Annotated in this window: 21 protein-coding genes; 15 read left to right on the forward strand and 6 right to left on the reverse strand. The window is 75.0% G+C overall.

What is annotated here, in order from left to right; genetic code table 11:
* Nucleotides 1-468: 468 nt before the first annotated feature.
* Complete coding sequence (locus tag ACH4SL_RS30495; RefSeq protein ID WP_398451432.1) at nt 469-1,740, reverse strand: beta-ketoacyl-[acyl-carrier-protein] synthase family protein; 1,272 nt, start codon at nt 1,738-1,740, stop codon at nt 469-471.
* A 180-nt stretch (nt 1,741-1,920) separates the two neighbouring features.
* Here ACH4SL_RS30495 and ACH4SL_RS30500 point away from each other — a divergent pair, with 180 nt between their 5' ends.
* Nucleotides 1,921-2,604: a lysophospholipid acyltransferase family protein gene (locus tag ACH4SL_RS30500; RefSeq protein WP_398451434.1), complete on the forward strand. Its 684-nt coding sequence runs from the start codon at nt 1,921-1,923 to the stop codon at nt 2,602-2,604.
* Here ACH4SL_RS30500 and ACH4SL_RS30505 read toward each other — a convergent pair.
* Entirely contained in the window at nt 2,559-3,749 is a 1,191-nt protein-coding gene (locus ACH4SL_RS30505; RefSeq protein WP_398451436.1) for an alpha/beta fold hydrolase, read from the reverse strand. The genes ACH4SL_RS30500 and ACH4SL_RS30505 overlap by 46 nt on opposite strands.
* A 365-nt stretch (nt 3,750-4,114) precedes the next feature.
* Here ACH4SL_RS30505 and ACH4SL_RS30510 point away from each other — a divergent pair, with 365 nt between their 5' ends.
* From ACH4SL_RS30510 to ACH4SL_RS30525, 4 genes are all read left to right on the forward strand, one after another.
* Nucleotides 4,115-5,530 (forward strand): FAD-dependent oxidoreductase, encoded by a 1,416-nt coding sequence (locus ACH4SL_RS30510; RefSeq protein WP_398451438.1) that lies wholly within the window; start codon nt 4,115-4,117, stop codon nt 5,528-5,530.
* 41 nt (nt 5,531-5,571) lie between these two features.
* On the forward strand, nt 5,572-6,579 hold the full coding sequence (locus ACH4SL_RS30515; protein WP_398451440.1) for an oxygenase MpaB family protein: 1,008 nt from the start codon (nt 5,572-5,574) through the stop codon (nt 6,577-6,579).
* Between the two features lie 98 nt (nt 6,580-6,677).
* Nucleotides 6,678-8,126, forward strand: a complete 1,449-nt coding sequence (locus ACH4SL_RS30520) for a hypothetical protein (RefSeq protein ID WP_398451442.1) — start codon at nt 6,678-6,680, stop codon at nt 8,124-8,126.
* Between the two features lie 397 nt (nt 8,127-8,523).
* The gene (locus tag ACH4SL_RS30525) at nt 8,524-9,072 is read left to right on the forward strand and encodes a hypothetical protein (protein ID WP_398451444.1); all 549 of its coding nucleotides are present in this window, start codon (nt 8,524-8,526) and stop codon (nt 9,070-9,072) included.
* A gap of 78 nt (nt 9,073-9,150) precedes the next feature.
* Here the strand turns inward: ACH4SL_RS30525 and ACH4SL_RS30530 are convergent, their stop codons facing one another.
* The gene (locus tag ACH4SL_RS30530; RefSeq protein ID WP_398451446.1) at nt 9,151-9,849 is read right to left on the reverse strand and encodes a TetR/AcrR family transcriptional regulator; all 699 of its coding nucleotides are present in this window, start codon (nt 9,847-9,849) and stop codon (nt 9,151-9,153) included.
* Between the two features lie 135 nt (nt 9,850-9,984).
* Between ACH4SL_RS30530 and ACH4SL_RS30535 the strand changes: the two genes are divergently transcribed.
* The gene (locus ACH4SL_RS30535) at nt 9,985-11,976 is read left to right on the forward strand and encodes an MFS transporter (RefSeq protein ID WP_398451448.1); all 1,992 of its coding nucleotides are present in this window, start codon (nt 9,985-9,987) and stop codon (nt 11,974-11,976) included.
* Here the strand turns inward: ACH4SL_RS30535 and ACH4SL_RS30540 are convergent.
* A complete protein-coding gene (locus ACH4SL_RS30540) occupies nt 11,897-14,053 on the reverse strand; it encodes a tetratricopeptide repeat protein (protein ID WP_398452008.1) in 2,157 nt (718 codons plus the stop codon). The genes ACH4SL_RS30535 and ACH4SL_RS30540 overlap by 80 nt on opposite strands.
* A 313-nt stretch (nt 14,054-14,366) precedes the next feature.
* Between ACH4SL_RS30540 and ACH4SL_RS30545 the strand changes: the two genes are divergently transcribed.
* Nucleotides 14,367-14,636, forward strand: coding sequence for a hypothetical protein (locus ACH4SL_RS30545; protein WP_398451450.1), 270 nt, complete (start codon nt 14,367-14,369; stop codon nt 14,634-14,636).
* Complete coding sequence (locus ACH4SL_RS30550) at nt 14,629-15,246, forward strand: DUF6879 family protein (protein ID WP_398451452.1); 618 nt, start codon at nt 14,629-14,631, stop codon at nt 15,244-15,246. The genes ACH4SL_RS30545 and ACH4SL_RS30550 overlap by 8 nt, the downstream gene beginning before the upstream one ends.
* Here the strand turns inward: ACH4SL_RS30550 and ACH4SL_RS30555 are convergent, their stop codons facing one another.
* The gene (locus tag ACH4SL_RS30555; RefSeq protein WP_398451454.1) at nt 15,247-16,050 is read right to left on the reverse strand and encodes a HEAT repeat domain-containing protein; all 804 of its coding nucleotides are present in this window, start codon (nt 16,048-16,050) and stop codon (nt 15,247-15,249) included.
* An 89-nt stretch (nt 16,051-16,139) separates the two neighbouring features.
* Between ACH4SL_RS30555 and ACH4SL_RS30560 the strand changes: the two genes are divergently transcribed.
* Complete coding sequence (locus ACH4SL_RS30560; RefSeq protein ID WP_398451456.1) at nt 16,140-16,763, forward strand: histidine phosphatase family protein; 624 nt, start codon at nt 16,140-16,142, stop codon at nt 16,761-16,763.
* Here ACH4SL_RS30560 and ACH4SL_RS30565 read toward each other — a convergent pair.
* Nucleotides 16,760-17,959, reverse strand: a complete 1,200-nt coding sequence (locus tag ACH4SL_RS30565; RefSeq protein ID WP_398451458.1) for a methyltransferase — start codon at nt 17,957-17,959, stop codon at nt 16,760-16,762. The two genes, ACH4SL_RS30560 and ACH4SL_RS30565, sit on opposite strands and share 4 nt — an antisense overlap.
* Before the next feature lie 389 nt (nt 17,960-18,348).
* On the opposite strand from ACH4SL_RS30565, the gene ACH4SL_RS30570 reads away from it, so the two are divergent.
* The 6 genes from ACH4SL_RS30570 to ACH4SL_RS30595 all read left to right on the forward strand — a co-directional run bounded on the left by ACH4SL_RS30570 (nt 18,349) and on the right by ACH4SL_RS30595 (nt 24,702).
* Nucleotides 18,349-20,676 carry an NB-ARC domain-containing protein gene (locus ACH4SL_RS30570; protein ID WP_398451460.1) on the forward strand — a complete coding sequence of 776 codons (2,328 nt, stop codon included), beginning with the start codon at nt 18,349-18,351 and terminating at the stop codon, nt 20,674-20,676.
* A 149-nt stretch (nt 20,677-20,825) separates the two neighbouring features.
* Nucleotides 20,826-21,014 carry a hypothetical protein gene (locus ACH4SL_RS30575; protein ID WP_031518242.1) on the forward strand — a complete coding sequence of 63 codons (189 nt, stop codon included), beginning with the start codon at nt 20,826-20,828 and terminating at the stop codon, nt 21,012-21,014.
* A 16-nt stretch (nt 21,015-21,030) separates the two neighbouring features.
* A complete protein-coding gene (locus tag ACH4SL_RS30580) occupies nt 21,031-21,744 on the forward strand; it encodes a hypothetical protein (protein WP_398451463.1) in 714 nt (237 codons plus the stop codon).
* Entirely contained in the window at nt 21,741-22,709 is a 969-nt protein-coding gene (locus tag ACH4SL_RS30585) for a DUF6895 family protein (RefSeq protein WP_398451465.1), read from the forward strand. Before ACH4SL_RS30580 ends, ACH4SL_RS30585 begins: the two co-directional genes overlap by 4 nt.
* On the forward strand, nt 22,706-23,635 hold the full coding sequence (locus ACH4SL_RS30590; RefSeq protein WP_398451467.1) for a DUF6895 family protein: 930 nt from the start codon (nt 22,706-22,708) through the stop codon (nt 23,633-23,635). Before ACH4SL_RS30585 ends, ACH4SL_RS30590 begins: the two co-directional genes overlap by 4 nt.
* A complete protein-coding gene (locus tag ACH4SL_RS30595) occupies nt 23,632-24,702 on the forward strand; it encodes a serine hydrolase domain-containing protein (protein WP_398451469.1) in 1,071 nt (356 codons plus the stop codon). Before ACH4SL_RS30590 ends, ACH4SL_RS30595 begins: the two co-directional genes overlap by 4 nt.
* Nucleotides 24,703-24,773: the final 71 nt, after the last annotated feature.

Raw genomic sequence — 24,773 nt, forward strand, 5'->3', positions numbered from 1 at the left:
CGCTCTGCGGCTGAACGGCGTGAAGAACATCGCCGCCGGGCTCCGCCCAACGCGCGCGACGCCCGCCGACTACGCCGAAGCCCTGCTCCCGGAGTACCTCCTCGGAATGTGGGACATCGGCTTTCGGTCCCCCAGCGGGGGTGACCCGCCGTCGGGGGCGAACCGCAGTGCCTCACACACTCACCCCCACCGGCAGGCAGCCGCCATTCCGGCCGGGAGGGGGACGGTGCGGGGTGCCCCCGCAGGAATGCGCACGCAAGACCCGCCACCTAACGCATGAGGTCAGACGCGCATTCCGAGGAGGTGCCCCGTGCCGGCCCCCGACCCCACCCGCCGCACGGAGTGCGCGATGCCCCGCCGGGTGACAACAGGGGCTGCGTGGGGGTACCCCCACGCGAAGCTCTGGGGGAGAACGGAGCGCTCAGCCCCCACCAAGGGAAGGTCGCGCAACACACCGCAAGCGCAGCGTCAGAGCGTCCGCAGGACCAGAACCACATTGTGGCCGCCGAAGCCGAAAGAGTTGCTGAGCGCCGTGAGAGGTCCGTCGAAAGAAAGTTCGCGGGGCTTGTCGCGGATGAGGTCGAGGCCGAGGGAGCGCACCTCGGGGTCGACCGAGGAGAGGTTGAGGACGGGGGGAGCGACCCGCTCGTGGAGGGCGAGGACCGCCGCGATCGTCTGGACCGCGCCGGAGGCGCCGAGCATGTGGCCCGTCATGGACTTCGTCGCGGTCACCCCGGCGTGCCGGACAGCCGCGGGTCCGAGGACGTCGGCGAGGGCGCGGGCCTCCGCGAGATCTCCCGCGGGGGTGCCGGTCGCGTGGGCGGCGACGTGGGCGACGTCGTACGGGGAGGCGTCCGCGTCGGCGAGCGCCGCGGCGAGCGCCTCGGCGACGCCGCGCCCGGCGGGGTCGGGCTGGGCGAGGTGGTGGGCGTCGGCGGAGGCGCCGTGCCCGGCGACCTCGGCGTAGACGCGGGCGCCGCGCCGCGCGGCGTGGGCGGCGGACTCCAGGACGAGGACGCCCGCGCCCTCGCCGAGGACGAAGCCGTCGCGGTCGGCGTCGAAGGGCCGGGACGCGGCCTCGGGTTCGGCGTTGCGCCGGGACATCGCCCGCATGGCGCCGAAGGCGGCGAAGGCGAGCGGGTGGATGACGGCCTCGCAGCCGCCTGCGAGGACGACGTCGGCGCGGCCGCAGCGGATGAGGTCGCAGGCCCAGGCGATCGCCTCGGCGCCGCTCGCGCACGCGCTGACCGCGGCGTGGGCGCCGCCGTACGCCCCGAACTCCATGCTGATACGGGCACTTGCGGCGTTCGGCATGAGCTTGGGGATGGTGAGGGGCGGCACCGCGCGGGCCCCGCCCGCGGTCATGGCGTCCCAACTGCCCAGCAGCGTGTGCCAGCCGCCGACGGCGGAGCTCACGACGGTGGCGAGCCTGCGGGGCTCGACGCGGGAGCCACCGCCGGAACCGGCCAGCCCCGCGTCCGCCCACGCCTCGCGCGCGGCGACGAGCGCGAACTGCGCGGAGCGGTCGAGGCGCCGGGCCTCGACCCGGTCCAGGACGTCGGCGGGGTCGCTCGCGGCGGGGGCCGCGATGCGGACCGGCAGCTCGGCCGCCCAGGGCGCGGTGAGCGCCCGCACCCCGGAGGAGCCGTTCAGCAGGGACTGCCAGAAGGCCGTGCTGTCGCCGCCCACCGGAGTCGTCGCACCGAGTCCGGTCACGACGACGCGGATACGTTTTTCCACTGCTGTCTCCTGGCACGTACGGACCGCGGCGGGGACAGCCACGGCGGGGGAACGTGGCTCAGTCAAGCCGCGCCCCAGCCCCCGTCCGGCGGCGACGCACTGTGGCAAAGCGGTGAATTCCCGCCGCAACGCCGGGCGTCGGGCGGGGCGGTGGGCGAGGGGCCCGGTAGACGGGGCGCCATGGCCTACCTCTACGACACCTTCCGGCTGCTGGGCAGCCGCCCCTTGCGCGCGCTGTGGGACCTCGACATCAGCGGCGCGCATCATGTCCCACGGCGCACGGGCGCGATCGTCGCCGCCAACCACCTGTCCGTGTGCGACGAGTATTTCCTGATGTCCGCGGTGCCGCGCCGGATGACCTTCTGGGCCAAGGAGGACTACTTCACCGGGACGGGCGCGAGCGGCGCCGGGATGCGGCTGCTGATGCGCGGACTGGGTGCGATCCCGGTGCAACGGGCGGGCGGCCGTGAGGCGTTGGCGGCGCTCGCGGCGGCGCTGCCGGTGCTTCGGGGCGGCGGGCTGGTGTGCGTCTACCCGGAGGGCACGCGGTCGCCCGACGGGCGCCTGTACCGCGGCCGTACGGGGGTGGCGCACCTGGCGATGGCGGCGGGGGTGCCGGTGGTGCCGGTCGGCATCACCGGCACCGACCGGGTCCAGCCCATCGGCCGCCGCCTCCCGGCGTGGGAGCGCGGCGCGGTGTCGATCCGCTTCGGCGCCCCGCTCCCGCCGCCGCCCGCCCCGGAGGGCTCACCGCTGCGTGCCGCACGGGAGTTCACCGCCGCGGTCATGGACGCCGTCCAGGAGCTGAGCGGCTTGCCCTACGTGGGCACGTTCGCCCCGCCCCGCGCGCGTACGGCGGCCTGAGGCGCGGGCACGGGTGCCCGGCCGGTGAGTTCGGCGACGACGAGCGGGAAGACGTCGCGGGCGGCGTCCTTGCCGATGAAGACGTCCTGGTGGCCGTAGCCCTCGACGATGTGCAGGGAGTGGGCCTCGCGCGGGCGGCGCGCGGTGAAGTGCTCGTGGCTGCGCAGTTGGCCCACCGGGTCGAAGCAGGCGTTGGCGGCGCCGGTGAGGAAGACCATGCGCGCGTCCGTACGGGGGTCGGCGGTGACGAAGTCGGCGGGCAGCAGCGGGTTCGCGGTGACGGGGACGAGGGCGCCGCGGCGTACGCAGCGCGCCATCTGGCGGAAGAAGTCGACGGGCACCCAGCCGAATTCGTCCCGCAGCCATTCGTGCGTGGCCTCGTCGAGGTTCTCGTGCCGCCAGAGGGTGGGGTGGCCCGCGCCGAACATGAAACTGGCCGTACGGCAGACCCCGTTGTCGCACTCCCGGTGCAGCGCGCCCGCCGCGGCGCAGGTCAGGCGCGGGACGAGGCCGCGCGGCGCCTGGCCCCACTGCGCGTCGACGAAGCGCGAGACGGCGCCGAACGGCGGGGTGAGGTAACGGAGTTTGCGGGCCGCCGCGCGCGGTACGACCGGGTGCAGGGACACCGCGCTGGAGACGAACGTGTCGACCTGCGGGACGAGTCCGGCGATCAGCGCCATCACGAAGCTCGTCGAGCCCTGGCAGTGCGCGACGACCGGCAGCCGGTCGGCGCCGGTGTGCCGCAGGACGGCGGCGACGGCGGCCGGGTGGTCGTACGCGGCCGCGTCGTCGAGTGTCCAGGGCGCGGGCGGCCGGTCGACGCAGGCCCGCCAGTTCTCCAGCCAGACGTCGAAACCGGCGGTGAGCAGCGCGTCCACGACCGTGTGCCCGGTGGGCGGCCGGAAGGACGCGGCGCGCACCCCGGCGCCGTGCACGAGCAGCACCGGGCCGCGCGTCGGGGCGTGCCGGCCGCGGACGTTGACCAGGCCGAGCGGGGTGCCGTCGCCCGCCAGGAAGGGCACGCAGACGTCGGCGCTCGCCCCCGGCGTCCGGGCGGGCCGGTCCGCACCGCCTGTTCCGCCCCTCCCGGCGCCGCCCGTGCGGTGCGGGGGTCCGGCTGCGTGCTGGCTGCGAATTGCGTCCACCTGATCGTCCTGTCCTACTGGTCGGGCCGGGGAGTGGTGCTGCGCTCGCTCCCGGCGGACGATACCCAGCAAATTGTGGCGGTGCGTCCGGCAGTTGAGTGAATTGACGGCCTCCTACCCGAAATAGCCCGGTTGCGCAGGGTCAATTGGGGTTGACTGTGCTCGACAGCGGCGCCGGCGGCGCGAATTCACCGCGGCCGTCCGTTCCGCGGCGCCACCGCGCCCTCCGCGCCACCCGCGGCCTCCGGCCGCCGTATTCCGCAACCGCGCACGCGCACACCACCGCGACAGCCACGGCCGACGGTTCGGCCGCTCCGAATTCCGCTGGTCCGATCACGCCGACACGTCCCGGGAGCCCCACCACCATGAGCACGCTGATCACCGACGGCAGCCGCACGTACGCCGCCGAGGCCGCCGGGCTGGCCCGCCCGCGCGACGCGGGTGAGGTGCGCGACGTGCTCGCCCGCGCCCGCCGGGCCGGCACCGGGGTGTGCATCCGCGGCGGCGGCTACAACCAGGGCGGCCTCAACCTCGCCGACGGGGCCGTGCAGATCGACACCGGCGCCCTCGACCGCATCCTCGACATCGACGTCGCGGGCCGCACCGCGCGCGTCCAGGCAGGCGTGACCTGGGACGCGCTGCGCGAGGCGCTCGACCCGCTGGGCCTGTCGCCGCGCGTGACGCAGAGCTACGGCGTCTTCACCGTCGGCGGCTCGGTCAGCATCAACGCCCACGGCCGCAACATCGACACCGGCGTGCTCGCCGCGACCGTCGTGAGCCTGCGCGTCATGCTCGCGGACGGCGAGATCGTCACCGCCGACCGCGAGCGCGACGCCGACGTCTTCCGTCTCGTCCTCGGCGGACTCGGCCTCGTCGGCGTCCTGCTGGACGTCACGATCGAACTCACCGAGAACCACGAATACCGCAAGTCACGTGTCGCGGTGATGCCGACCGGCGAATATCCGCGGACGCTGCGCGAAGTCACCGCGGCCGCAACGGCGGAAGCGGCGGAAAGCCCCGTGCATTTCCATTACGCGAGGCTCGCCGTCACCCCGTCCGAGCTGTGGGAGAAACTGCTGTGCGTCGACTACCGGCTCACCCCGGGCGGGCGCAGCCGCGAACCCGTGCGCAGCGAACCGCTCGGCCGGGTCGATCTGCTCAAGCAGCGCGGGCTCTTCCTCGGCTGCACCTACAGCTCGTGGATGCGTGAGCGCCGCTTCGGGTGGGAGGTGCAGCACCGCGCGCGGATGGAGACCGTACGGCGCAACAACGTCGCCAAGGAGTCCATCCAGGCGCTGAGCATCCCGCGGAAACGGTCCGGCTACTGGCTCCAGGAGTTCTTCCTGCCCGCGCACCGCATCGTCGAATTCCTCGACGCGGGGCGGGAGGTGCTGCGTGCGGAAAGGTTCCAGCTGCTCAACACGACGCTGCGGTTCGTGCCCCGCAACACCGACGCCTTCCTGTCGTACGCGGCCGAGGACCGGGTCGCCGCCGTCGTCTACTTCCGCCAGCCGCTCGACGAGGCCGCCGTCGCCCGCACCGTCCACGTCATGCGCGCGCTGCTGGACCGCGCGCTCGCCGTGGGCGGCACGTACTACCTGAGTTACCACCGCTACGCCACGGCCGAGCAGTTGCGCCGGGCATACCCGGCGGTCGACGACTTCTTCCGCTACAAGGCCAAGCTGGACCCGGAGTTCACCTTCCGCAACCAGTTCTGGACGCACTACGCCGACACGGACGGCGACGTGGCGCGTTACGCGCCCGACGAGGCCGCACGGTGACCCACGCCCCCTTCCCCCCGGACCCGAGCCCGGAGCCCGCGATGCGCCCCGCTTCCGTCCCCGCCCCCGCCTCCCGCACCGCCGTGCGGCGCGGGCCGCTGCGCGCCCTGGACCACGGCCTGTTCGGGCCCGGGTCGGTCAGCTGGAAGGTGTGGGCGGCGCCGACCTCGCTGGTCGGCTTCCAGCGCGCCATCGTCCTGGAGCACCTCGACCCGCTGCTCGCCGCGGCCGCCGCCGACAGCGGCGGCATGTACCGCAACCCGCACGGCCGTTTCGACCAGACCTTCGGCTATCTGCTCACCGTCGCGCTCGGCGACGCCCGCACCGCCGTCCGCACCGCCGAGGCCGTCACCCGCATCCACACCCGCGTCACCGGCACCGACCCGGTCACCGGCCGCCGCTACAGCGCCAACAACCCGGCCTCGCAGCTGTGGGTGCACATCGTCGCGTGGGAGTCGATGCAGGCCTGCTACGAGGCCTACGGGCCGGGCCGGTTGAGCCATGCCGAGGACCGCCGCTACTGGGCGGAGTGCGCGACCGCCGCCGGGCTCCAGACCTGCGCGCCCGCCGACGTGCCGCGCTCACGTGCCGAAGTGGCCGCCTACTACGCCGGGTTGCGGCCCGGCCTGTGCACGTCCGAGCGCGCCAACGACGGCATGCGCTACCTGCTGTGGCCGCCGCTGAGCAGCGTCGGCCCGCGGCTGGGCGCGGTCTCGCGCGTCACCGCCGCGCTCACCGTCGCGACGATGCCGGACTGGTTCTGGCGCGTCACCGGCTTCCCGCGCCCGCGCGCGACCGCCGCCGCCGTACGGCTGGGCCGCCCGCTGCTGCGCCGGGCGATGCGGCTTGCGGGCCGCCCCGCCCTCGCCGTCCCCCTGACCGCGTCCATCGCCCCGACCTGCGGCCACGTCCTGCGCGAGCACTTCGCGGCGCAGGACGTGGCGGAGGCGGTCACGCTGACCGTCGGCGAGGCCCGCTCCCGCTACTCCGCGCGCCGCCCGCGGGAGCGGGCGGGGGGCGCCCTGAGGGAGCGGCCGGGAGCGCCGTAGCGCCGGGCATACGGCCCACGGGCGGTGCGAGGTCCTGCCCGCGGGGCGGCAACGTCCGCACCGGCGCGGAGTCCGGCGCTCCGTGCGACCATCCCCCCATGACGCCCGATCCCCCCGCCCCGGCCCCGCGCAAGGCTTCGGCGCTCGCGGTGCTCGGGGCGCTGGTGGACCAGTCGTGGGAGATCGTCGGCGCGTGCGCCGACGCCCGCCGCTTCGACCGGCAGCTGCTCGCCGGCACCGCGGACGTCTGGGACAACAACACGCTCCCGTTCTTCCGCGCCGCCGAGTCCGCGACGCCCTGGACGCGGGAATTCCACGCCCGCACCGCCCTGCGGTGGATGGCCGACCTCGGCGCGGCGCGGCAGGAGTGGATACGGGACCGCGCGGCCGACGCCGGGCTCACCGTGCCCTTCCGGCTGCCGCGGCAGACACCGCTGGAGACGGTCTACCGCGACTACGACGGCGAGGTCTGCGCGCCGGCCGGGGCGCTGACGCCCGAGCTGGCCGAAGGGCTGGCCGGCGACTACGACCTGGACGCCGCCGAACTGCGCTCCTTCCTCGCCGAGCACAGCGGCGGCCGGCTGCTCGCCGGCTTCTCCGTACGCGTCCCCCGCCGCTACCGGGTCCCGGACGCGCGGCCGGACTCCCGCGCCGAACTGCACCTCCACCTCGCGGACGTCACGGACATCGACCTCGACGTGGTCGGCGCCCGCGGCCTCACGGTCCGCGCGGAGGGCGGGGGTTGGGCCGTGGGCCTCGGCTCCCGCGGCACGTTGCGGGGCGCGGGCGCGGACTTCCAGGTGGACGACCTGCGGTGGCACCTGTCCCCCTCGGGCCGGCGCGCCGACGCGACGCTCCCGCCGCGCGGCCGTTTCCCCTTCCACCGCCCTGACGCGCGCCGCCCCCCGTACGTCATCGTGGGCCGCAACGCCGACACCGCCGCGGCGCTCATGCGCTGGGCCATGGTCACCGTCCGCCGGGTGCGCTTCTCCTCCGCCGCGCACGAGCCCCCGCTCGCGGCGCTGCACCGCACCTTCGCCGGGGCGGGCACGGATGTGATCGCGGCGGGCGCGCACGGCTCGTGGCGGCGCCGGGAGGCGGCGTACCGGGAGTTGACCGAGGAGTGGTTCCGGCGCGGCGGCCCGGAGATGGTGCCCGTCTTCCGCGAGGGCCTGGAAATGGTGAAGCACCGACCGGACTTGCCCGGTCTGCTACCGGAACCGGACCCCCCTTCCGTACCCGCGGACATCCCGCCCGAGGCCCGGCTGCGGGCGGTGTCGTACCGGTCGGAGTCCATGCGGTGGGGTGCCCGCGAGGGCGAGGGCGAAGCGCAGGTCCAGCTGTCCGTACCGCCTTCCGCGGACGGCGGGGAGTGGTGGGGGATGACCGCGCTGGAGGGGCGGGACCCGGCGGAAATCCGTTTGCGCGGCGCCGCGTTCGACGGCCCGGCCCGCCTCGTCCGGGAGGGCGGGACCCTGACCGTACGGGACGGGGCCCTGACGGCCGTGACGGCGGGGGAGTGGAGCCGCGGAGAGCGGGGCGAGTAGCGGCGCCCGGAAATTGGCACGCTTTCGTAACGATCCGAACGCCGCCGTCGCAGCCGCGACTTCACGACGGCATTCCGGACCCCGCCGTGACAAACGGAGTCCCTCCTACCCCACAAGCATCCTTGACGTCCCAATTGCCCCAAGATCACAACTACTTGACGTACGCTCATGTCCATCCGAACGCCCGATCGGATTAACCGGGGGGCAAATGTGGAAGTGGCGCCCATTCCCGTGGATACGCCACCGGAACTCCCGCCCCAGCCGTTTCTGGCGTAGCTCCACGCTCATTCGGGTCACCGCTCACAACGCTGCGCAATGAGCTGACGTGGGACACGTCAGGCGCTAGTCTCAGCCGCCGACTGACAAATAGTTCAAACGCGCAGGGAGACAACACGCCATGACGTACGAGGTGCCGCCGCCCCCTGGCCCGCCGGCTCCGCCGCCGAACGCGGGTGGCCGGCCCGGGGGCTCGTTCGACCCCAACTCCGTCAATCGCCTCGACTGGGCGATTCTCGGAGTCGGGGCCCTTCTCTTCATCTTCTCCTTCTTCGCCTACGAGGGCTTCTCCGAGAAGTTCATGGGCCAGAGCGTGAGCGGAAGCTGGAACGCCTGGAACTTCGACCACGGCTTCTTCATCGCCTGGCTCGCGATGGCGATAGGCGTCGCGTCCGCGGTCGTGCTGGCGCTGAGCCTCTTCGTGCCGACCGTCTCGCTGCCCACCGCCCCGCGCGTGCTCACCTTCGTGGGCTTCGTGGCGAGCTTCGTGCTCTACGTCATCGCGATCTTCGCGCACGACGACTTCGGCGACGTCATCAGCCACAAGTTCGGCTTCTGGATCAGCCTGATCCTGGCCGCCGTCGGCGCGGTCGTCGCGCTCATGCGCGCCCAGCAGACGAACACCGCCCTGCCGGGCCCGTTCGCGAGCCTGCCGCGTATCGGCAGCTGACGCTCCCGAACTCACCGGGCCGTCCGCTCCCCGATTTCCGGGGGCGGGCGGCCCGTTGCGCTGTCCGGCCGCGGGCGGTCACCCCAAGTGGGCGTCGACCAGGGCGCGCAGGCCCTGCGGGTAGGTGTCGCGCAATGAGAGGTCGCGCCAGCGCGGGCCGATGGCGGCGAGGTGCGGGACGACACCGGCGTCGAAGACGGCGCGGGAGGGCGGCAGTCCGCCCGCCGCCTTGCGGCCCGCGGTGCGGGCGCGGACCAGGATCTCGCCGACCGTGAAGTACCAGACCACCCGGAAGAGGTCGACGGCCTCCTCGGGCGAGCGCCCGAGGTCGCGCGCGCCGCCCACGATCGCCTCGACCATCCACAGCGCCGACTCGTCGAGCAGGCCCACGAAGCCGTCCGTGGTGAGCACCTCGGCCGCCCACGGCCAGCCCGCCAGGGCGTCGTGCATCGCGGTCGCGGCGACGAGCACACGCTCGCGCGGCTCGGCCGGGAGCGGCGGCTGCTCCAGTTGCTTGGCATGGTGGTTGAGCAGCTGGAGCAGCAGGTCTTCCTTGTCCCGGATGTGGTGGTAGAGCGTCGTCGCTCCCACGTCCGCCTCGGCGGCGAGCCGCCGGATCGTGAGCTTCTCCCAGCCGTCGCGGTCGATGAGCCGCCGCGCCGCGTCCAGGATCTCCGCACGTGACGTGCGCGGCGGCCGCCCCGTACGCCCACCGCCGCCTGGGCTTTGGCCTGCGGTTTTTCCGGTACGGGCGGGGGGCGGTGGTGACGGGGACATGGCCCCATCATGCCGCGCGGCGCGGGTGTGACGCGAAGCCGGGCGCCTTCGGCGCGTGCGCGGGGGCTCTTCCGGTGCTACTTTCGGAACATGTTCCTTAAGTCGGCGCCGGGGGCGCCGGGGATGGAGGGCACGATGGCTGCGCATGCCGGAAACCAGGATGCGCCGGGCGGCGCCGACAGCGGCGGAGCGGCGCCCGGCGCCCGCACGGGCGGTGCGCCGCCGGGCGCGGGGACGAGCGGTGCGGCCGACGCTCCGGTGCGCGCCCCGGACGTCGAGGGGGCGTCCGGGACGGCAGCGCGGGGGCCCGTCCCGGACGTCGAGGGGGCGTCCGGGACGGCGGGTCCAGTGGCTGCGGGCCGTACGGCAGCGCGGGGGCCTGTCCCGGGCGATGCGGAGGCGTCCGGCTTCCCGGTCCCGGGTCGTACGGCGGCGCGGGGGCCCGTCCCGGGCGATGCGGAGGCGTCCGGCTTCCCGGTCCCGGCCCGTACGGCGGCGCGGGGGCCCGTCCCGGGCGGCGGGGAGGCGTCCGAGGCAGTCGGCGCGGCGAGCGCGGCCCGGGCGTCCGGCTCCCCCGTACCCGCCCGTACCGCGCTCCGGAAGCCCGCGGCCGTCCCGCCGCCGGCGCGGGGCGGAGCCGCGGGGGCGGTATGCGCGGGCCCCAAGGCCCGGCCCAAGGCCCGGCCCAAGGCCCGGCCCAAGGCCCGGCCCGGGGCCACGCTCGCGGTTGTCGCCGTCGTGCAGTTCATGGTCTCGCTCGACGTCTCCGTCGTGAACCTCGGCCTCCCGCGTATCGCCGAAGGCCTCGGCTTCGGCGCGAGCGGTCTGACGTGGGTCATCCACGCCTACGCGCTCACCTTCGGCGGTCTGCTGCTGCTCGGCGGGAAGGCGGCCGACCGCTACGGGCGCAAGCGCGTCCTCACCCTCGGGCTCGCGCTCTTCGGACTGGCCTCCCTCGCCGGGGGATTGGCCCAGCAGCCGGGTCAACTGGTCGCGGCCCGCGCGGTGCAGGGCGTCGGCGCCGCGGTGCTCGCGCCCGCCGCGCTCGCGCTGCTCACCGCCGCGTATCCCGAAGGGCGGGCGCGGGTACGGGCGTTCGGGGTGTGGAGCGCGATGAACGCCGCTGGCGGCGCGCTCGGCGTCGTCATCGGCGGGCTGCTCACGCAGTACGCGAGCTGGCGCTGGGTGATGTTCGTGAACGTCCCCATGGCGGCGACCGCCCTCGCCCTCGCCTGGCGCGGCATCGCGTCCGGCGAACGGGGCGCGCGCGGGGGGCGGCCCGACGTGCTCGGCGCGGTGCTGGCCACCGGCGGGATGACGCTGCTGGTCTTCGGCATCGTCCGCACCGACGGGCGCGGCTGGACGTCCGCCGCGACGCTCGGCACCCTCGCGGCGGCCGCCGTGCTGCTGGCCTCCTTCGTGGCGGTCGAGCGCCGCACCGTACGCGAACCCCTCGTCCGGCTGGGCCTGTTCGCCCACCGCACCGTCACCGCCGCGAACGCCTTCAACCTGCTCGTCGGGGCGGCGATGACCCCGGCGTTCTACTTCCTGTCCCTCTACCTCCAGGGCATCGTCGGGGAGGGCCCGGCGCTCACCGGCGCGATGTTCCTGCCCTTCACCTTCGCGCTCGTCCTCGGCTCGGTCCTCGCCGTCAAACTCGGCTACCGCGCCTCCCCGCGCACCCTGCTGGTGACCGGCGGCCTCGTCACGGCCGCGGGCCTGGCCTGGTTCGGGCAGATCAGCGCGGGCGGGGGCTTCGCGACCGACGTCCTCGGCCCCTCCCTCGTCGCGGGCACCGGCTTCGGCCTGTGCCTGGGCCCGATCGTCTCGACGGCGACCACCGGGGTCGCCCCGCACGAGGCGGGCATGGCGTCGGGCCTGCTCAACAGCTCACGCCAGATCGGCGCGTCCCTCGGCCTGGCCGCCCTCGGCACCGCCGCCCAGCACCGCACGGGATCCGCCGCGACCCCCGCCACCCTCACCTCCGGCTACGCCCTCGCCCTCACCCTGGGCGCGGCCCTCGCCCTCACGGCGACCACCCTGGCCCTCACGATCCTCCGTCCGGCGCGGGGGGCTGCCAGTGCCCCGAGCGCAGGGCGTCGAGGAGGTCGCGGCTCACGACGGTGAAGGGGTGGTCCCGGCCGAGGCCGCGGGTGCGGCGGTCGACGACCTCGGCCATGAGGGCGACGGCCTCCGCGGTGTGGCCGAGCGCGGCGCGGGTACGGGCGCGGAGCTGGACGGCCGCGAGCGCGTTGGGGTAGTCGGGGCCGAACCGCCGCACATAGCCCTGCGTGACCTCGTCGATCTCGGCGTCGGCCGCCGCGAAACGCCCCAACTGGTAGATCGCCCAGGCGTGGTTGTGCCGGGCCCCCACCGTGACGGTGTGCTCGGCCCCGAGATGCTCCGCGCACTGCTGCGGGAGCGAGAGCAGCCGGGTGCGCTCGTCCTCGGCGGTGAGTTCGGCCGCGCCGAGGGAGGACAGGAGGCTGGAGCGGGAGCGCAGGGTCAGCGGGTGCCAGGGCCCCAGCGTGGCCCGCCGACCGGCGGCGGTCGCGCGCAGCAGCGTGAGCGCCTCCGCGTCGCGGCCGGTGTTCCGCAGGACGAGCTGCATCCCGTGGGCGGTGTCCAGGCTGTCCGGGTCGTCGGCGCCGAAGAGCCGCTGCTGGACGGCGAGGGTCTGCCGCAGCGAGGCCTCGGCCTGCGGGTAGCGGCCCAGCCGGAAGAGCGCCCGCCCGGCGCGGGAGCGCGCGGCGAGCACGGCCCGGTGCTCCGCCCCGAGCGACCGCGCGGCCAGGTCCGCCGCGGTGCTCGCCGTCTCGTACGCCGACAGGTAGTCGCCGGTGCGGTGCAGCGCGACGGCCAGCCGGGTGGCGGTCCCGGCGGCCCGCACCGCGGTCGCGGTGTCGGCCGTCCGCCGCAGCAGCACCGCCAGGTGGGGGGCGAGCAAGCGGAGCCGCGGGTCGTGCGGCCCCGCGTCGGGCACGTCCGGCACCGCGGCGTCGAGCAGCTCCCCGGCGGTGGCGTCGAGCAGCGCGGCCTGCGATACGGGGGAGGCCGCCCGGACGCTGTCGAGCAGCACACCGTGGCTGCGGACGCAGCGCAGGCTTCCGCCGTCACCGGCGGCGACCAGTTCGGTGAGCGAGTGGTCCAGCAGCGCCCGCAGTGCGGACTCGGCGCGGGCGTACGGCAGTACGGCGCCGATTCGGCCGTTGTTCAGGACGGAGAGCGGCAGCGGTTCGGCGGCCAGGCGGGCGAGCAGGCGCAACAGGCCCACCGCTTCCGGCAGTCCGCGCTCGGCGAACGAGTCCAGCGTCAACTGCCATGTCCGGCCCACCAGATGGCGCGGATCCGGGTTGCCCAGGGCGTCCGCTCCCCGGTCGATGAGCTGGACGCGCTCGTCCTCCTCCAGTTGGCGCCCGTACGCGTCCATCGTCCAGGGGTCGATGACCTGGTGGGAGAGGAAGCCGCCCGCCAGGGTGAGCGCGAGCGGCAGCCTGCCCAGCCGGTCGGCGACCTCGGCGGCCTGGGCGAGCGTGCCGGTGTGCGGGGCGAGGTCGTGCAGGACGCGGGCCGCGTCCTCGCGCGGCAGGACGCCGATGTGCTGGAGCTCCGCGCCGGGCCACCAGCGGGGCGCGGCACGCCGGGTGGTCACCAGCACCGTGCCGCGCGGGCTGGTGCGCAGCCAGCTGCCGTCGCCGAGGATCGCGGGGTCGTCGGCGTTGTCGAGCACCAGCAGCCAGGGCTCGGCCGAGCGGTCGAGGTGGTGCCACACGAGATCCGCAGGGGGCCGGTAGCCGCCCAGCGCGGCGAGCAACTCGCCGTCGCCCGCGCCCCGGTCGGCGGCCACGGCGAGCATCCCGGCGCGCAGGCTCGCGCGGTCGGCGGCGTTCACCCACAGCCCCGTGCGGCCGTACTCCGCGGTGGCCGCCCGGAAGAACTCGTGCGCGACGGCGGTCTTGCCGCAGCCGCCCATGCCGTGCAGCACGTAGATCTCCCCGCACTGCCCGGCGGCGACGGCGGCGCGCAGCCGTCCGAGCACGTCGGTCCGGTCGCGCAGGACCACGGGCGGCCGGCCCACTGCGGGCCGCCGTACCGAGTCGGGGCCCGGGGCCGCCGGGTGCTGGCCGTAGTGGTGGTGCTCGCTGATGTGCTGGTCGCCCGACGCCTGGTAGACGCGGCCCTCGTCCCGGGCACGGCCGTCCATGGAGTCGCCCGTGGAACTGCCGCCGGTGTCGCCGCTGCCCGTACCGCTCATCGCTCGGTGATTTCCGGATCCATGGCTCTCCCCCGGCTGCCCAATAAGCCGATCATCATAATTTTATCCACCGATCAACCCGCTTCGGAGTCGTCAGTATGGCAGTACGGGTTCGGTTTGTGAGAGATGAACGGAGGGAATACCATCCGTACTGGCATATGCCAGAGGGCTGGTTCCCGGCCGCTCCGGTGCGCGGGCCCCGGGGGTGCGGGTAGCGTACGCCGCAATAGCATCCGTAACGGCTGATACAGGGGGGATGGCTGTGACAAGGCCATGGGAAGCCGACCCGGCGACCACGTTCCGCAGGCGCCTCGGCAAGTCCCCGCAGGAGCTGGGGAACACCACGGACAGCCCGGACTGCCCGGACATCTGGGAGCTGGAGAACGGCGACATCGCCGTCATCGGCCGGGATCTGACCGGGTCGCTCGGGCAGAAGCTGCCGGACGGAGTCTCCGTCGGCTCCGACGAGCGGCTCGTCGTCATCCCCAGGAACATGCTGATCGCGGCGAAGCCGGATATCCCTGGTGTTTGAGTCCTTCCCCGACGGCGAATTCGACCGCCTCGCGCGTCCCGCCTATCACGAGGATTTCTATCGCGTCCTCAAGAGCGGTATCGACCACCAGCGCAAACTCGAACGCGGCCAGCATTTCAAGGAGCGCGGCTTCCCGAGCTGGGAGGCCTTTGCCGCCGGGCGATGGGAGGAGGCGCTCGCCCTCGTCGAGGAAAAGCGCCCGGCGTACGCCCAGCAGTTCGCGGAGGCGGAAGGCCTCGGCGTCGTGCAGCGGCGGCTGCGGGTCGTCGAATTCCCGGTGACGCCGTACGTCCAGTGGGAGCTGCACGTCCTGCGCCTGCGGGTGGAGGTGGGCGACCTGATCAAGGTCCTCGACGCGCGGACGATCACCGACATCGAGCGCGACCACCCCGTCCCAGAGGTCGTGATCCTCGGCGACGCGGTGATGTACGAGGTCCAGTACGACGCCGAAGGCAACGCGGACGGCGCACGCCGCTACGCCGACCCCGCGCTCATCGCCGAGACCGTCACCGGATTCGAGGCGCTGTACGAGCGGGCCGAGCCGTTCACCGACTTCTTCACCCGCGAGATCCTCCCCCTTCCACCCCCGCAGCCCGGCCCCGCGAGCTGATCACCCCGCGTCCCGCACCGCCTCGACCGCCTCCCGTACGTCCGGGTCCGGGTCGGTCGCGAGGGTGTCCAGGAGGTTGGTGACGCCGGGGGTGGACCAGCGGGCGACCGCCCACACCAGGTCCTCGCGTACGGTCGGGTCGGGGTGGGCGGCGAGGCGGGTCAGCTGGTCGAGGGGGCCGCGGCGGCGCATGCCGAACCAGTGCAGGGCCTCCCGCAGCGCGGCCGGGTCGTCACCGGCCGCCGCGATCCTGGCGAGCAGCACCCGCGCGGGCGGCGGCGGTCCGTCCAACGGGTGCGGCATCCGCTCGCGCAGCCGCCGCGCCCCGTAACCGCCGCGTATCCGGCATCCGTAGCAGGTGCAGGGGGGTGTGCCGTGCGCGTCCGGACGGTAGCGCCAGCCGGCGACCTGCGGGGCGGCGCGCACCCGGTGGATCTCCCGCGGCCGGATCGCCCGCGGCACGAAAACCTCCCATCCGCGCGGGTCGTCCAGCGCGGCCACCCGCCGCACGGCCTCGGCGGCCCGCACGGCCGCCTGGCTGCTCCGCGCCCGGTCCGCGTAGTGCCCGACGAGCACAGGCTGTTCGTCGTCCAGCCGTACGTGCACGGCCACGAGCCCGCCCCCGCTGCCGCCCCCGAAACGCGCCAGTTCGCGCAGCCACTGGTGCGTGAGGACGTACGACGGCAGGACCGGGAAGCAGTACACCCCCCGCGCCCCGTCCTGCCCGTGGCTCGCCGCCCGGATCCCGGACCGGCGCATACGCGGCGTGCTCGCGGCTGAGGTGAGGTGCACGAACATGGCCATGGCAGGGGATGGTAGGCCGTGCCCCGCCGATCCCGCGCCGGTCCCCCGCCGGTCCCGCGGCGGCCCGGGGGCGGGTAGCGTGCCCCGCCATGGGTGAGCTGGTGGTGATCCGGCACGGGCAGACCGAGTGGAGCCTGTCGGGGCAGCATGCCGGGCGGACGGACGTCGGGCTGACAGCGGCGGGCGAGGCGGCGGCCAGGGGGCTGGCGGGGCGGTTGGCGGGGCGGCGGTTCCGCGCCGTGTTCAGCAGTCCGCTGGGGCGGGCGATGCGGACGGCGGAGCTTGCCGGGCTGGTCGGGGTCGAGGCCGATCCGGATCTGCTGGAGTGGGATTACGGGGGCTACGAGGGCCTGACCGCCGAACAGATCCGCGCGGCGCGGCCGGGCTGGGAGCTGTGGCGGGACGGGGTCGTCCCCGGTGACGCCGAGCACCCCGGTGAGACGCTGGCGCAGGTCGCCGCGCGGACGGACGCCGTGCTGGGCCGCATCCGTCCGCTGCTGGACGGCGGGGACGGCGGGGACGGCGGGGACGGCGGGGACGTCGCCGTCGTCGCGCACGGCCACCTCGCCCGCGTCCTCGCCGTGCGCTGGCTCGGCCTCGACGCCGCCGACAGCCGCCTGCTCGGCCACCCGCACCCCGGCACCCTCGGCGTCCTGGCCACGGAGGACGGCCTGCCGTGCATCTCCGCCTGGAACGCCCGGGAAACCGCCTAGACCGGTGACGCCTCCAGGACGGAGAGCGGGGACGCCGTCGGGATCACGCGGTCGAGGCGGAAGCCGGCCTGCGTGAGGAGGGCGCGGGCCTCGGCCTCGGTGCGTTCGCGGCCGCCGACCAGGAGGAGCATGTCGAGGTCGGAGAGCTTCCCGGGGTGGGAGCCGTTGCCCTCCGGGATGACGAGTTCGATGATCAGCAGCCGGCCGCCGGGGGCGATCGCGCGGCGGACGTTGCGCAGGATCAGCGCCACCTCCTTGTCGGGCCAGTTGTGGAGGACGTTCTTCAGCAGGTAGCAGTCGCCGCCCTCCGGCACCTGCTCCAGGAAGGAGCCCGCCTGCACCGAGCCGCGGTCGGCGAGGCCCGCCGCCCGCAGCGTGTCCTCCGCGCCCGCCACCGCCGACGACAGGTCGAACACGACGCCCTTCGCGCGCGGTGCCCGCGCCAGGATCGCCGCGAGCATCGCGCCCTGGCCCCCGCCGACGTCCACGACGGACGTGCAGGCCGCGAAGTCGTACGCGGCGACGACCGGCGCCAGGGTGAAGTTAGAGAAGTCGGTCATCGCGTCGTTGAAGACACCGGCCAGCTCCTCGTTCTTCTCGAAATACGTCCAGACGTCGACCCCCCGGACCTTCTCCATGACCGGCTCGCCGGTGCGTACGGCGTCCAGCAGGTACGACCAGTGCTCGCGCTGCTCAGCGGAGTTGGTGAACATCGCGATCGACCGCATCGGCATCTGCGCGTCCGAGCGCAGCGTGCTCGCGAGCGGGGTCAGCGCGAAGCGGCCGGAGCGGTCGACGCGGAAGACGCCGTAGCTCGCCAGGGCGCGCAGCAGCCGGTTGACGCCGTCGGCGGACGCGCCGACCGTCCTGGCGATCTCCTGCGGGGTGCGCGGGCCGTCGGCCAGCGCGTCGGCGATGCCCAGGGTGGCGGTGACCTGGATCGCCTGGCTCACCATCCCGGCGGTGATCATCTCCAGCATGGTCACGGGGGGCGGCATCATCCTCTGGTGCAGCCGGAACACGCTCTCCCGCAGCCGCTCGACGATCCGGACGAGCCGGGGCGGCGGCATCTTCTGAAGCGCGGGAACGGGCCGACTCCCGGGCGCGGGGCGGGTGTCCGCGACCTGGGCCACCTGCGCCACCTGCGGGGCCGGCCGGCCCTCCCGGGCCTCCCGCGCCTCGCGGATGTCCGACACCTTCTGGCTTCCCGAACGGCTCCCCGACTGGTTCCCCGACTGGTTCCCCGTCTGGTTCCCGGTCTGGCTCCCCGTCTGGCTTCCCGGCTGGTTCCCCGACATCGCAACTCCCCACGGTACGTAGCCCCGTCGGCACCCTGCGGCTTCGCGCGTCGCGGACCGGTCATGTCGGCGGCACCTGGGTGGCGGGTTTGCGTCCCAGCATGTCCGTACATTGATTTGTCAGGCAGAATTGTCGCGGGAGATGAGACAAAGACGGGTCAGTGGTCTGGGGGAGGCTGGTGGGACGCCCAGAACGAGCCGTGGACCCCGCTGCCGGGCCGGTGGCCGAATTCGCCGCGCAGTTACGTGCGTTACGGCAGTCCGCCGGAGCACCGTCCTACCGGGCGATGGCCCGCGCGGCACACTACTCGGCCTCCACCCTCGCCAGGGCCGCCGGCGGCAGCGCCCTGCCGACCCTGGACGTCGCCCTCGCCTACGTCGAGGCCTGCGGCGGTGACGCGGCCGCGTGGCGCGAGCAGTGGCGCAACGTGGTGTCCGGTACGCGCCGCGGGGCCGCCCGCCAGGCGCCGTCCCCGCCGCCGGCGCCGCGGGTCAAGAGCCCGCCGCCGGGCGTACCCACACCCCGTCAATTACCGGCGAGCACCCGACATTTCACCGGCCGCGAAGAGGAACTGCGGCGCATCTCGGCCCAGTTGCTCGCGCCCGCCGACGAGCCGGGCGACAGCCCATCCGCCGACGGGGCCTCCGCCGCCGTCACGACCGTCTGCGGCGGCGGCGGTATGGGCAAGACCAGCCTCGTCCTGGAATGGGCCCGGCGCCACGCCGACGCCTTCCCTGACGGCCAGCTCTACGTCAACCTCCGCGGATTCGACTCCGGCGGCCCGCCCGTCGACCCGGCCACCGCCCTGCAGGGCTTCCTCCAGGCCCTGGGCATGCCGCAGGAGGCGATCCCGCCCGCGCTCGACGCGCAGGCCGCGCTCTACCGCAGCATGGTGGCCGGCCGCCGGATGCTCGTGGTGCTGGACGACGCGGCCGACACCCGGCAGGTCGTGCCGCTGCTCCCGGGCAGCGGCTCGGCCCCGGTGCTGGTCACGAGCCGGCGGCGGCTCGACGGGCTGGCCACGACGCACGACGCGCGCCGCATCCGGCTCGACGCGCTGCCCGCCGACGACGCGCGCGATCTGCTCAGCCGGCGCCTGGGGCTCCGGCGGGTGGCCGCGGAGCCTGCGGCCGCCGAGGAGATCCTGGACCGCTGCGGGGGCCTGCCGCTGGCGCTCACGATCGCGGCGGCGCGCTGGGGCGCTCGCGACGGCTTCCCGCTCGCGGATCTGGCCGCCGAACTGCGCGACGAGAGCGCGCGGTTGGACGCGCTGGAGGTCGAGGGCTCGCTGATCGGGCTGCGGGCGGCGCTGGAGTCGTCGTACCGGGCGCTGTCCGCGCCCGCAGCGGCGCTGTTCGCGCTGCTGGGGTCCGTGCCGTACGCGGAGGTCAGCACGGAGGCGGCAGCCGGCCTGACCGGGCAGCCGACGCAGCGGGCCGCGGCGCTGCTGCGCGAGCTGGACGACGCGCACCTGGTGGCGCAGCCGGCCCCGGGCCGCTACCGCACGCACGCCCTGGTGCGGCTGTACGCGGCCGAGCGGGGCCGGGCGGCGCCGCGGGAGCACGTCGAGGCGGCGCGCGCCCGGCTCGACGACTTCTACCTGCACTCCCTCTTCCGGGCCGAGCGGCAGCTCTACCCGCAGCGCGCGCCGATCGCGCTGCCCGAGCCCGTCGCCGGGGCGGAGCCGATCCGTTTCGCCGGGCTCGCGGAGGCGCTGGCCTGGCTCGACACCGAATACGTCAACCTCGGCACGCTGCGCGAGGACGCCGTCGCGCGCGGCCGCCACGAGGTCGTCTGGAAGGCGGCGTGGGCCCTGATGACGTACCGCATCCGGCGCGGCAGGATGCGGGACGACCTGGTGTCCTGGCGGGACGCGCTGGCCGTGCTGCCGCGGCTGGGCGGGCAGCCCGAGGCCGCGTACATGGTGCGCTGCGGCTACGGCGGCGCCTGCGTGCGGGCGGGCCGGCACGCCGAGGGGCTGCCCCACCTGCGGCGCGCGAAGGCGCTGGCGGAGGCGGCGGGGGACGTCTTCTGCCTGGCCGAGGCGTATTTCCACCTCGCGGCCGCGGACCACTACGCCGGGGAGGGCCGGGAGTCCCTGGCCGACGCCACCCGGGCGCTGGCCCTCTTCCGTACGATCGGCGACCCGGTGTGGATCGGCCTGTCCCTCAACGCGGCGGCCCGCGCCGCCACCCACGTCGGCGCCTACCCCGAGGCCCACGCCCACGCGCAGGCCGCGTACGTCCTGGCGCGCTCCCACGACCAGACCGACGCCGAGGCCGAGGCCTCCGTCAACCTCGGCTTCATCGCCCAGCGCACCGGCGACCCGGCCGCCGCGCTGGAGCACTACGAGCACGCGGTGCGCATCCACCGCACCCGCCGCAACGTCTACTTCGAGGCCGACGTCCTCGAACAACTCGGCCACGCCCAGGCCCGGTTGGGCCGTGCCACCGCCGCCCGGGCGGCCTGGCAGCAGGCCGCCGAGTCCTACCGCGTCCAGTGGCGCCTGCCCGAGGCCGACCGCGTCGACCGCCTCCTGTCCACCCGCCCCGACGCCGCCCCCCTGATCCCGACCCCCTCGGGGATCATGTGCTTCTCCGTCGTCCGGACGTGACAGGCGCCGCGGAAGCGCCCGGCGGGAGGGCCTGAAGCGCTCCGCGGAGCGCCGGAACCCCGGGAAACACGGGGACGCGCTGTCCGATTTGCGGGCATATGCCCGGGGTGTCAGTCTGGAGATCCAACCGGAAAGAAGGAGTTGGTCCCATGGCTACGGAGCTGACAGCCCCGGTCGAGACGACGGCCCTCGCCGCCGAGGTCGAAGGACTGCTGGATTCCGCAGAACCGGAAGGCATCTACCGCGACAGCCGCGAGTGCTTCGGCGGCCTGCTTCTCGCAGGACTGCTGCTCGTGTCGCCCCCGACCCCCCGGCCCGTGAAGACGGACGACCGCTGACGGCAAGGGGAGACCATTGGCCGAGCAGGCGCAGGAGAACTCTCCCCTGAGCGCTGCGGTGGCCGATGTCGCCAACGGAGTCGCCCTCGCCCTTGACGGCGAGGGCGGCTCCTACGCGCTGTCGGCCCTTCTCGCGCAGGACGACCGGGTCGCGCTCGCCGCGATCCGGGTGCTGGGTGCGGACGTGCTCGCGCCGTACGCGCTGGGGCTCGATCCCGCGCGGGGCGGCGCGGACGCGCCGGACGCCCGGCTCGTACGGGACGCGCTGGCCGCCTACCCGCCGGGGGCGGACGCCTCAGACGTGTCGTGGTGGAGCTACCGCGGGCTCGCCGAGGCGTCCCGCGCGTACCTGCCCGCGGCGCAGGTGCTCGCCGCCGAGGCGGCGGGCGGCGGGGACGACACGTGGGTGCGCACCGACCCGTGGCCGCGGCTCTCGCACCGCGCCGCCCAGCTCGCCGCCCTCTCGTTGCCGGGGCTGGCCCCCGCGCTCGCCGCGGGCCTGGCCGGGCGGACGGACGACCTCGCGCGCGGCTTCGTCCGGGCGGTACGGCGCCGGGACTGGCTCCAGGCCTCCGGGGTCGGGCGCTGGCTGGTGCGGGCCCCGGACGTACCCGGCACGCTCGGGCTCGACGCGGGCCTGGTGTACGTGCACCGGATGAGCGGCGGCGACCCCCGGGTGGCCCTGCACACCACCGCCGCCCGCCGCTTCCCCGGCGGCGGCCCCCGGTGAGCCCGGCGGCGGAGGCGGGCACCGACGGGTCCCCGGCCGACGGGGCGGACGGCGGCGGGCTGCGTGCCCTCCTCGACGACGTCGCCGGCGGGGCCCTGCGCAGGCTCGACGCCATGCGCCCCTGCTTCCGGCTGCCCGCCGACGTCACCACCGACGCCGACCCCAACCTCACCCTCAAGCCGCTCGGCGAGCTGGCCGAGCTGATGCGCGTCATCACCGTCCTGCACCCGCTGCCCGCCGTCCGGGACGCCGCCGCCGACCTCTTCGCCTTCGCGTGGAAGGAGGCGCGCGGCGGCGAGCTGTTCGCCGAGCTGGTGCACGGCGAGCCCGCGGCGACGTATCCGGTGGAGCTGTACGGGGTCTTCGCCGCCGCGGGCCTGCGCCATCCGGGGGCCGAGGAGCTGATCGGCGCGACGACGTCCCTGCGGCGCTGGCGGGTCGCCCGCGACGACCACACCCGCACGCTCGGCGTCCTGAACGCCGAGCGGCGCATCGGCCTGCCCCCGCACGCGGACTTCGCGGACGTCCTCGCCCGCACCGGCCTGGGCCTGCGCCCGGAGCCGTGGGCGCTGGACCGCACGGGCGCGTACGGGATCACGCACGACGTCTTCCACACCACCGACTGGGGCCGGGCGCCCGAGCGGCTGCCCGCGGACCTCGCGGCCTACCTGCGGCTGTGGCTGCCCGCGTGGACGCACACGTGGGCGGAGGAGCGGCTGTGGGACCTGACGGGCGAATTCCTGGCGGTGGCCGCGTGCCTGCCGGGGCGCCCGCCGGACGCCGAGCAGTGGGCCCGCTTCGCCGCCGCCCGCACCCCGGACGGCGCCGTGCCGGAGAGCGGCGACCCGCCGCCGCCGGGCGCCACGGAGCACGAGACCTTCCTCGCCTGCTACCACTCCACCCTCGTGGCCGCCTTCGCGTCCACGCTTGCCCGAGCATCCATGGAAAGCGAGGCGACACCGTGACCGCGAGCGCCGCAACCCCCGCGCTGCTGCACGCCGTCGGCGACCGGGCGCTGGCCTGGCTGGACGCGAACCGCGAGCATTTCCGGCTCACCGACGAGGACCGCGCCACCGGCCGCGGGATCGTCGAACGCCTCAAGCCGGTCGGCGAGTTGGCGGTCAACATGCGGGTGCTCGCGCGCGAGGGGGTCGCGGGATCGCGGCAGCACGAGGCCTCGTCACGGCTGCTGGACTTCGCGTGGCGCGACCTGCTCGACGGCGGCAACCTGCTCGCCGAACTCCAGCGCCAGGAGCCGATGTCACCCGTCCCGCTGGAGATCTACGCGAGCCTGTACGAGCTGGGCCACCGCCACCCCGGGCTGGAGGCGGCCATCAACCTGGCCCGCACGACGATCAGTTGGCAGGCCCTGGAGATGATGCCCAACCGGCGGCTCGGCCTGCTCAACGCCGAGCGCAAGATCGGGCTTATGCCCAGCGGCGACCGGGAGCAGGCCCTCGCGGCCACCTGGCTCGGCCGCACGCCCGAACCCTGGACCGTACAGCTGCACGTCGCCTACCACATCACCCACACCGTCTTCCATCTCACCGACTGGGGCGCCGATCCGCACGGCATCCCGCCCGCCGTCGCCGACTACCTCGCGCGCTATCTGCCCGCCTGGCTGGAGGACTGGGCCGAACTCGAACACTGGGATCTGGTGGGTGAGTTGCTGGTGGTCGACGCGTGCCTGCCGCGTCCCGCGCTGGACGCCGGGCTGTGGGAGCGGTACGCCGCCGTGCAGGGGCCGGACGGCGCGATGCCGGTGCGCGGCGCGCTGCCCGAGGGCGACCCTGCCACAGTCTTCGACGAGGTCCACCACCCCACGCTGGTCGCGGCGTTCGCGTCCGCGATGGCCACCTCGCGCGCGCTGTCCGCGGACGTGGCGGCGTGACGGCGACCCTCCCACCGCCGACCACCGAAGCCGTTACGGCCCCCGAAGTCCCCCTGATGCAGGCCGCGCTGGCCCGCGTCCGGGCCCCCGACGTCGTCCTCGCCGTCACCCGCGCGGGCCGGCGCACGTACGTGTCGGGCGGTACGGGTACGGGGGGCGCCGGGCGCGAGCACCTCGCGTACGGGCTCGGCTCGCTCACGAAGACCTTCACCGTCCTGCTGCTGGCCGACCTCGCCCGCGCGGGCGCCCTCACCCTCGACGACCCGCTCACCGCCCATCTCCCGCACCGGCGTACGGGTACGGGCGCGGGCAAGGGTGCGTACGGCCCCGCCGCCGACCGCATCACCCTGCGCCACCTGGCCACCCACACCTCGGGCCTGCCCCGCGTGCCCCGCGACCTGCTGGCCCCGGCGATCCTGCACCCGCAGACCAACGGCTACGCCGGCTACACGCGCGAGCGCCTGCTCGCCGCCCTCGCCGCCGCCCGCCCGCGGCACGCGCCCGGCACCCGCTGGCACTACTCCAACCTCGGCATCGCCCTGCTCGGCCCCGTCCTCGAAAGCGCCGGCGGCGCCCCGTACGCCGAGCTGCTGGCCCGCCGCGTCCTGCGCCCGCTCGGCATGACCGGCGCCGTGCTCGGCCCCGGCGGCGCGGCCGCGAACGCCGCCACCGGCCACCGCGGCGACGGCCGCACGCCCATGCCCGCCGTCGACATGGCGGCCTTCAGCCCCGCGGGCGGCCTGCTCGCCACCCCCGCGGACCTGCTCGCGTACGCCGAGGCGCTGCTCGACCCGCGGGCGGCGGCGCTGCGCGACGTGCAGATCCCGCAGTTGCGCCGCCGTACGCCCCGGCACCGCGGCGAGGTGCACACCCTGACGTGGTATCAGCACCCGGCCCCCGGCGGCCCGCTGCTCTTCCACGCGGGCGCGACCTTCGGCCAGCAGTGCTTCCTGGGCTTCCACCCGGCGACCCGCACCGCCGTCGCGGGCTTCGCGACCCGGCACGACCGGCTGACCGCGATCGTCGGCGCCTCGTACGGGCTGCTGCACGCCCTCACGGCGTTGTGATCATCGGAGCCGCGTCCACTCGGCGCGCCGAGAAATAGCCCGAAAGAGGCGCAAAGCCCATCAGAGCTTGG

Origin of the sequence: Streptomyces sp. NPDC021020, assembly GCF_044333285.1 — a bacterium.
Lineage (GTDB): Bacteria > Actinomycetota > Actinomycetes > Streptomycetales > Streptomycetaceae > Actinacidiphila.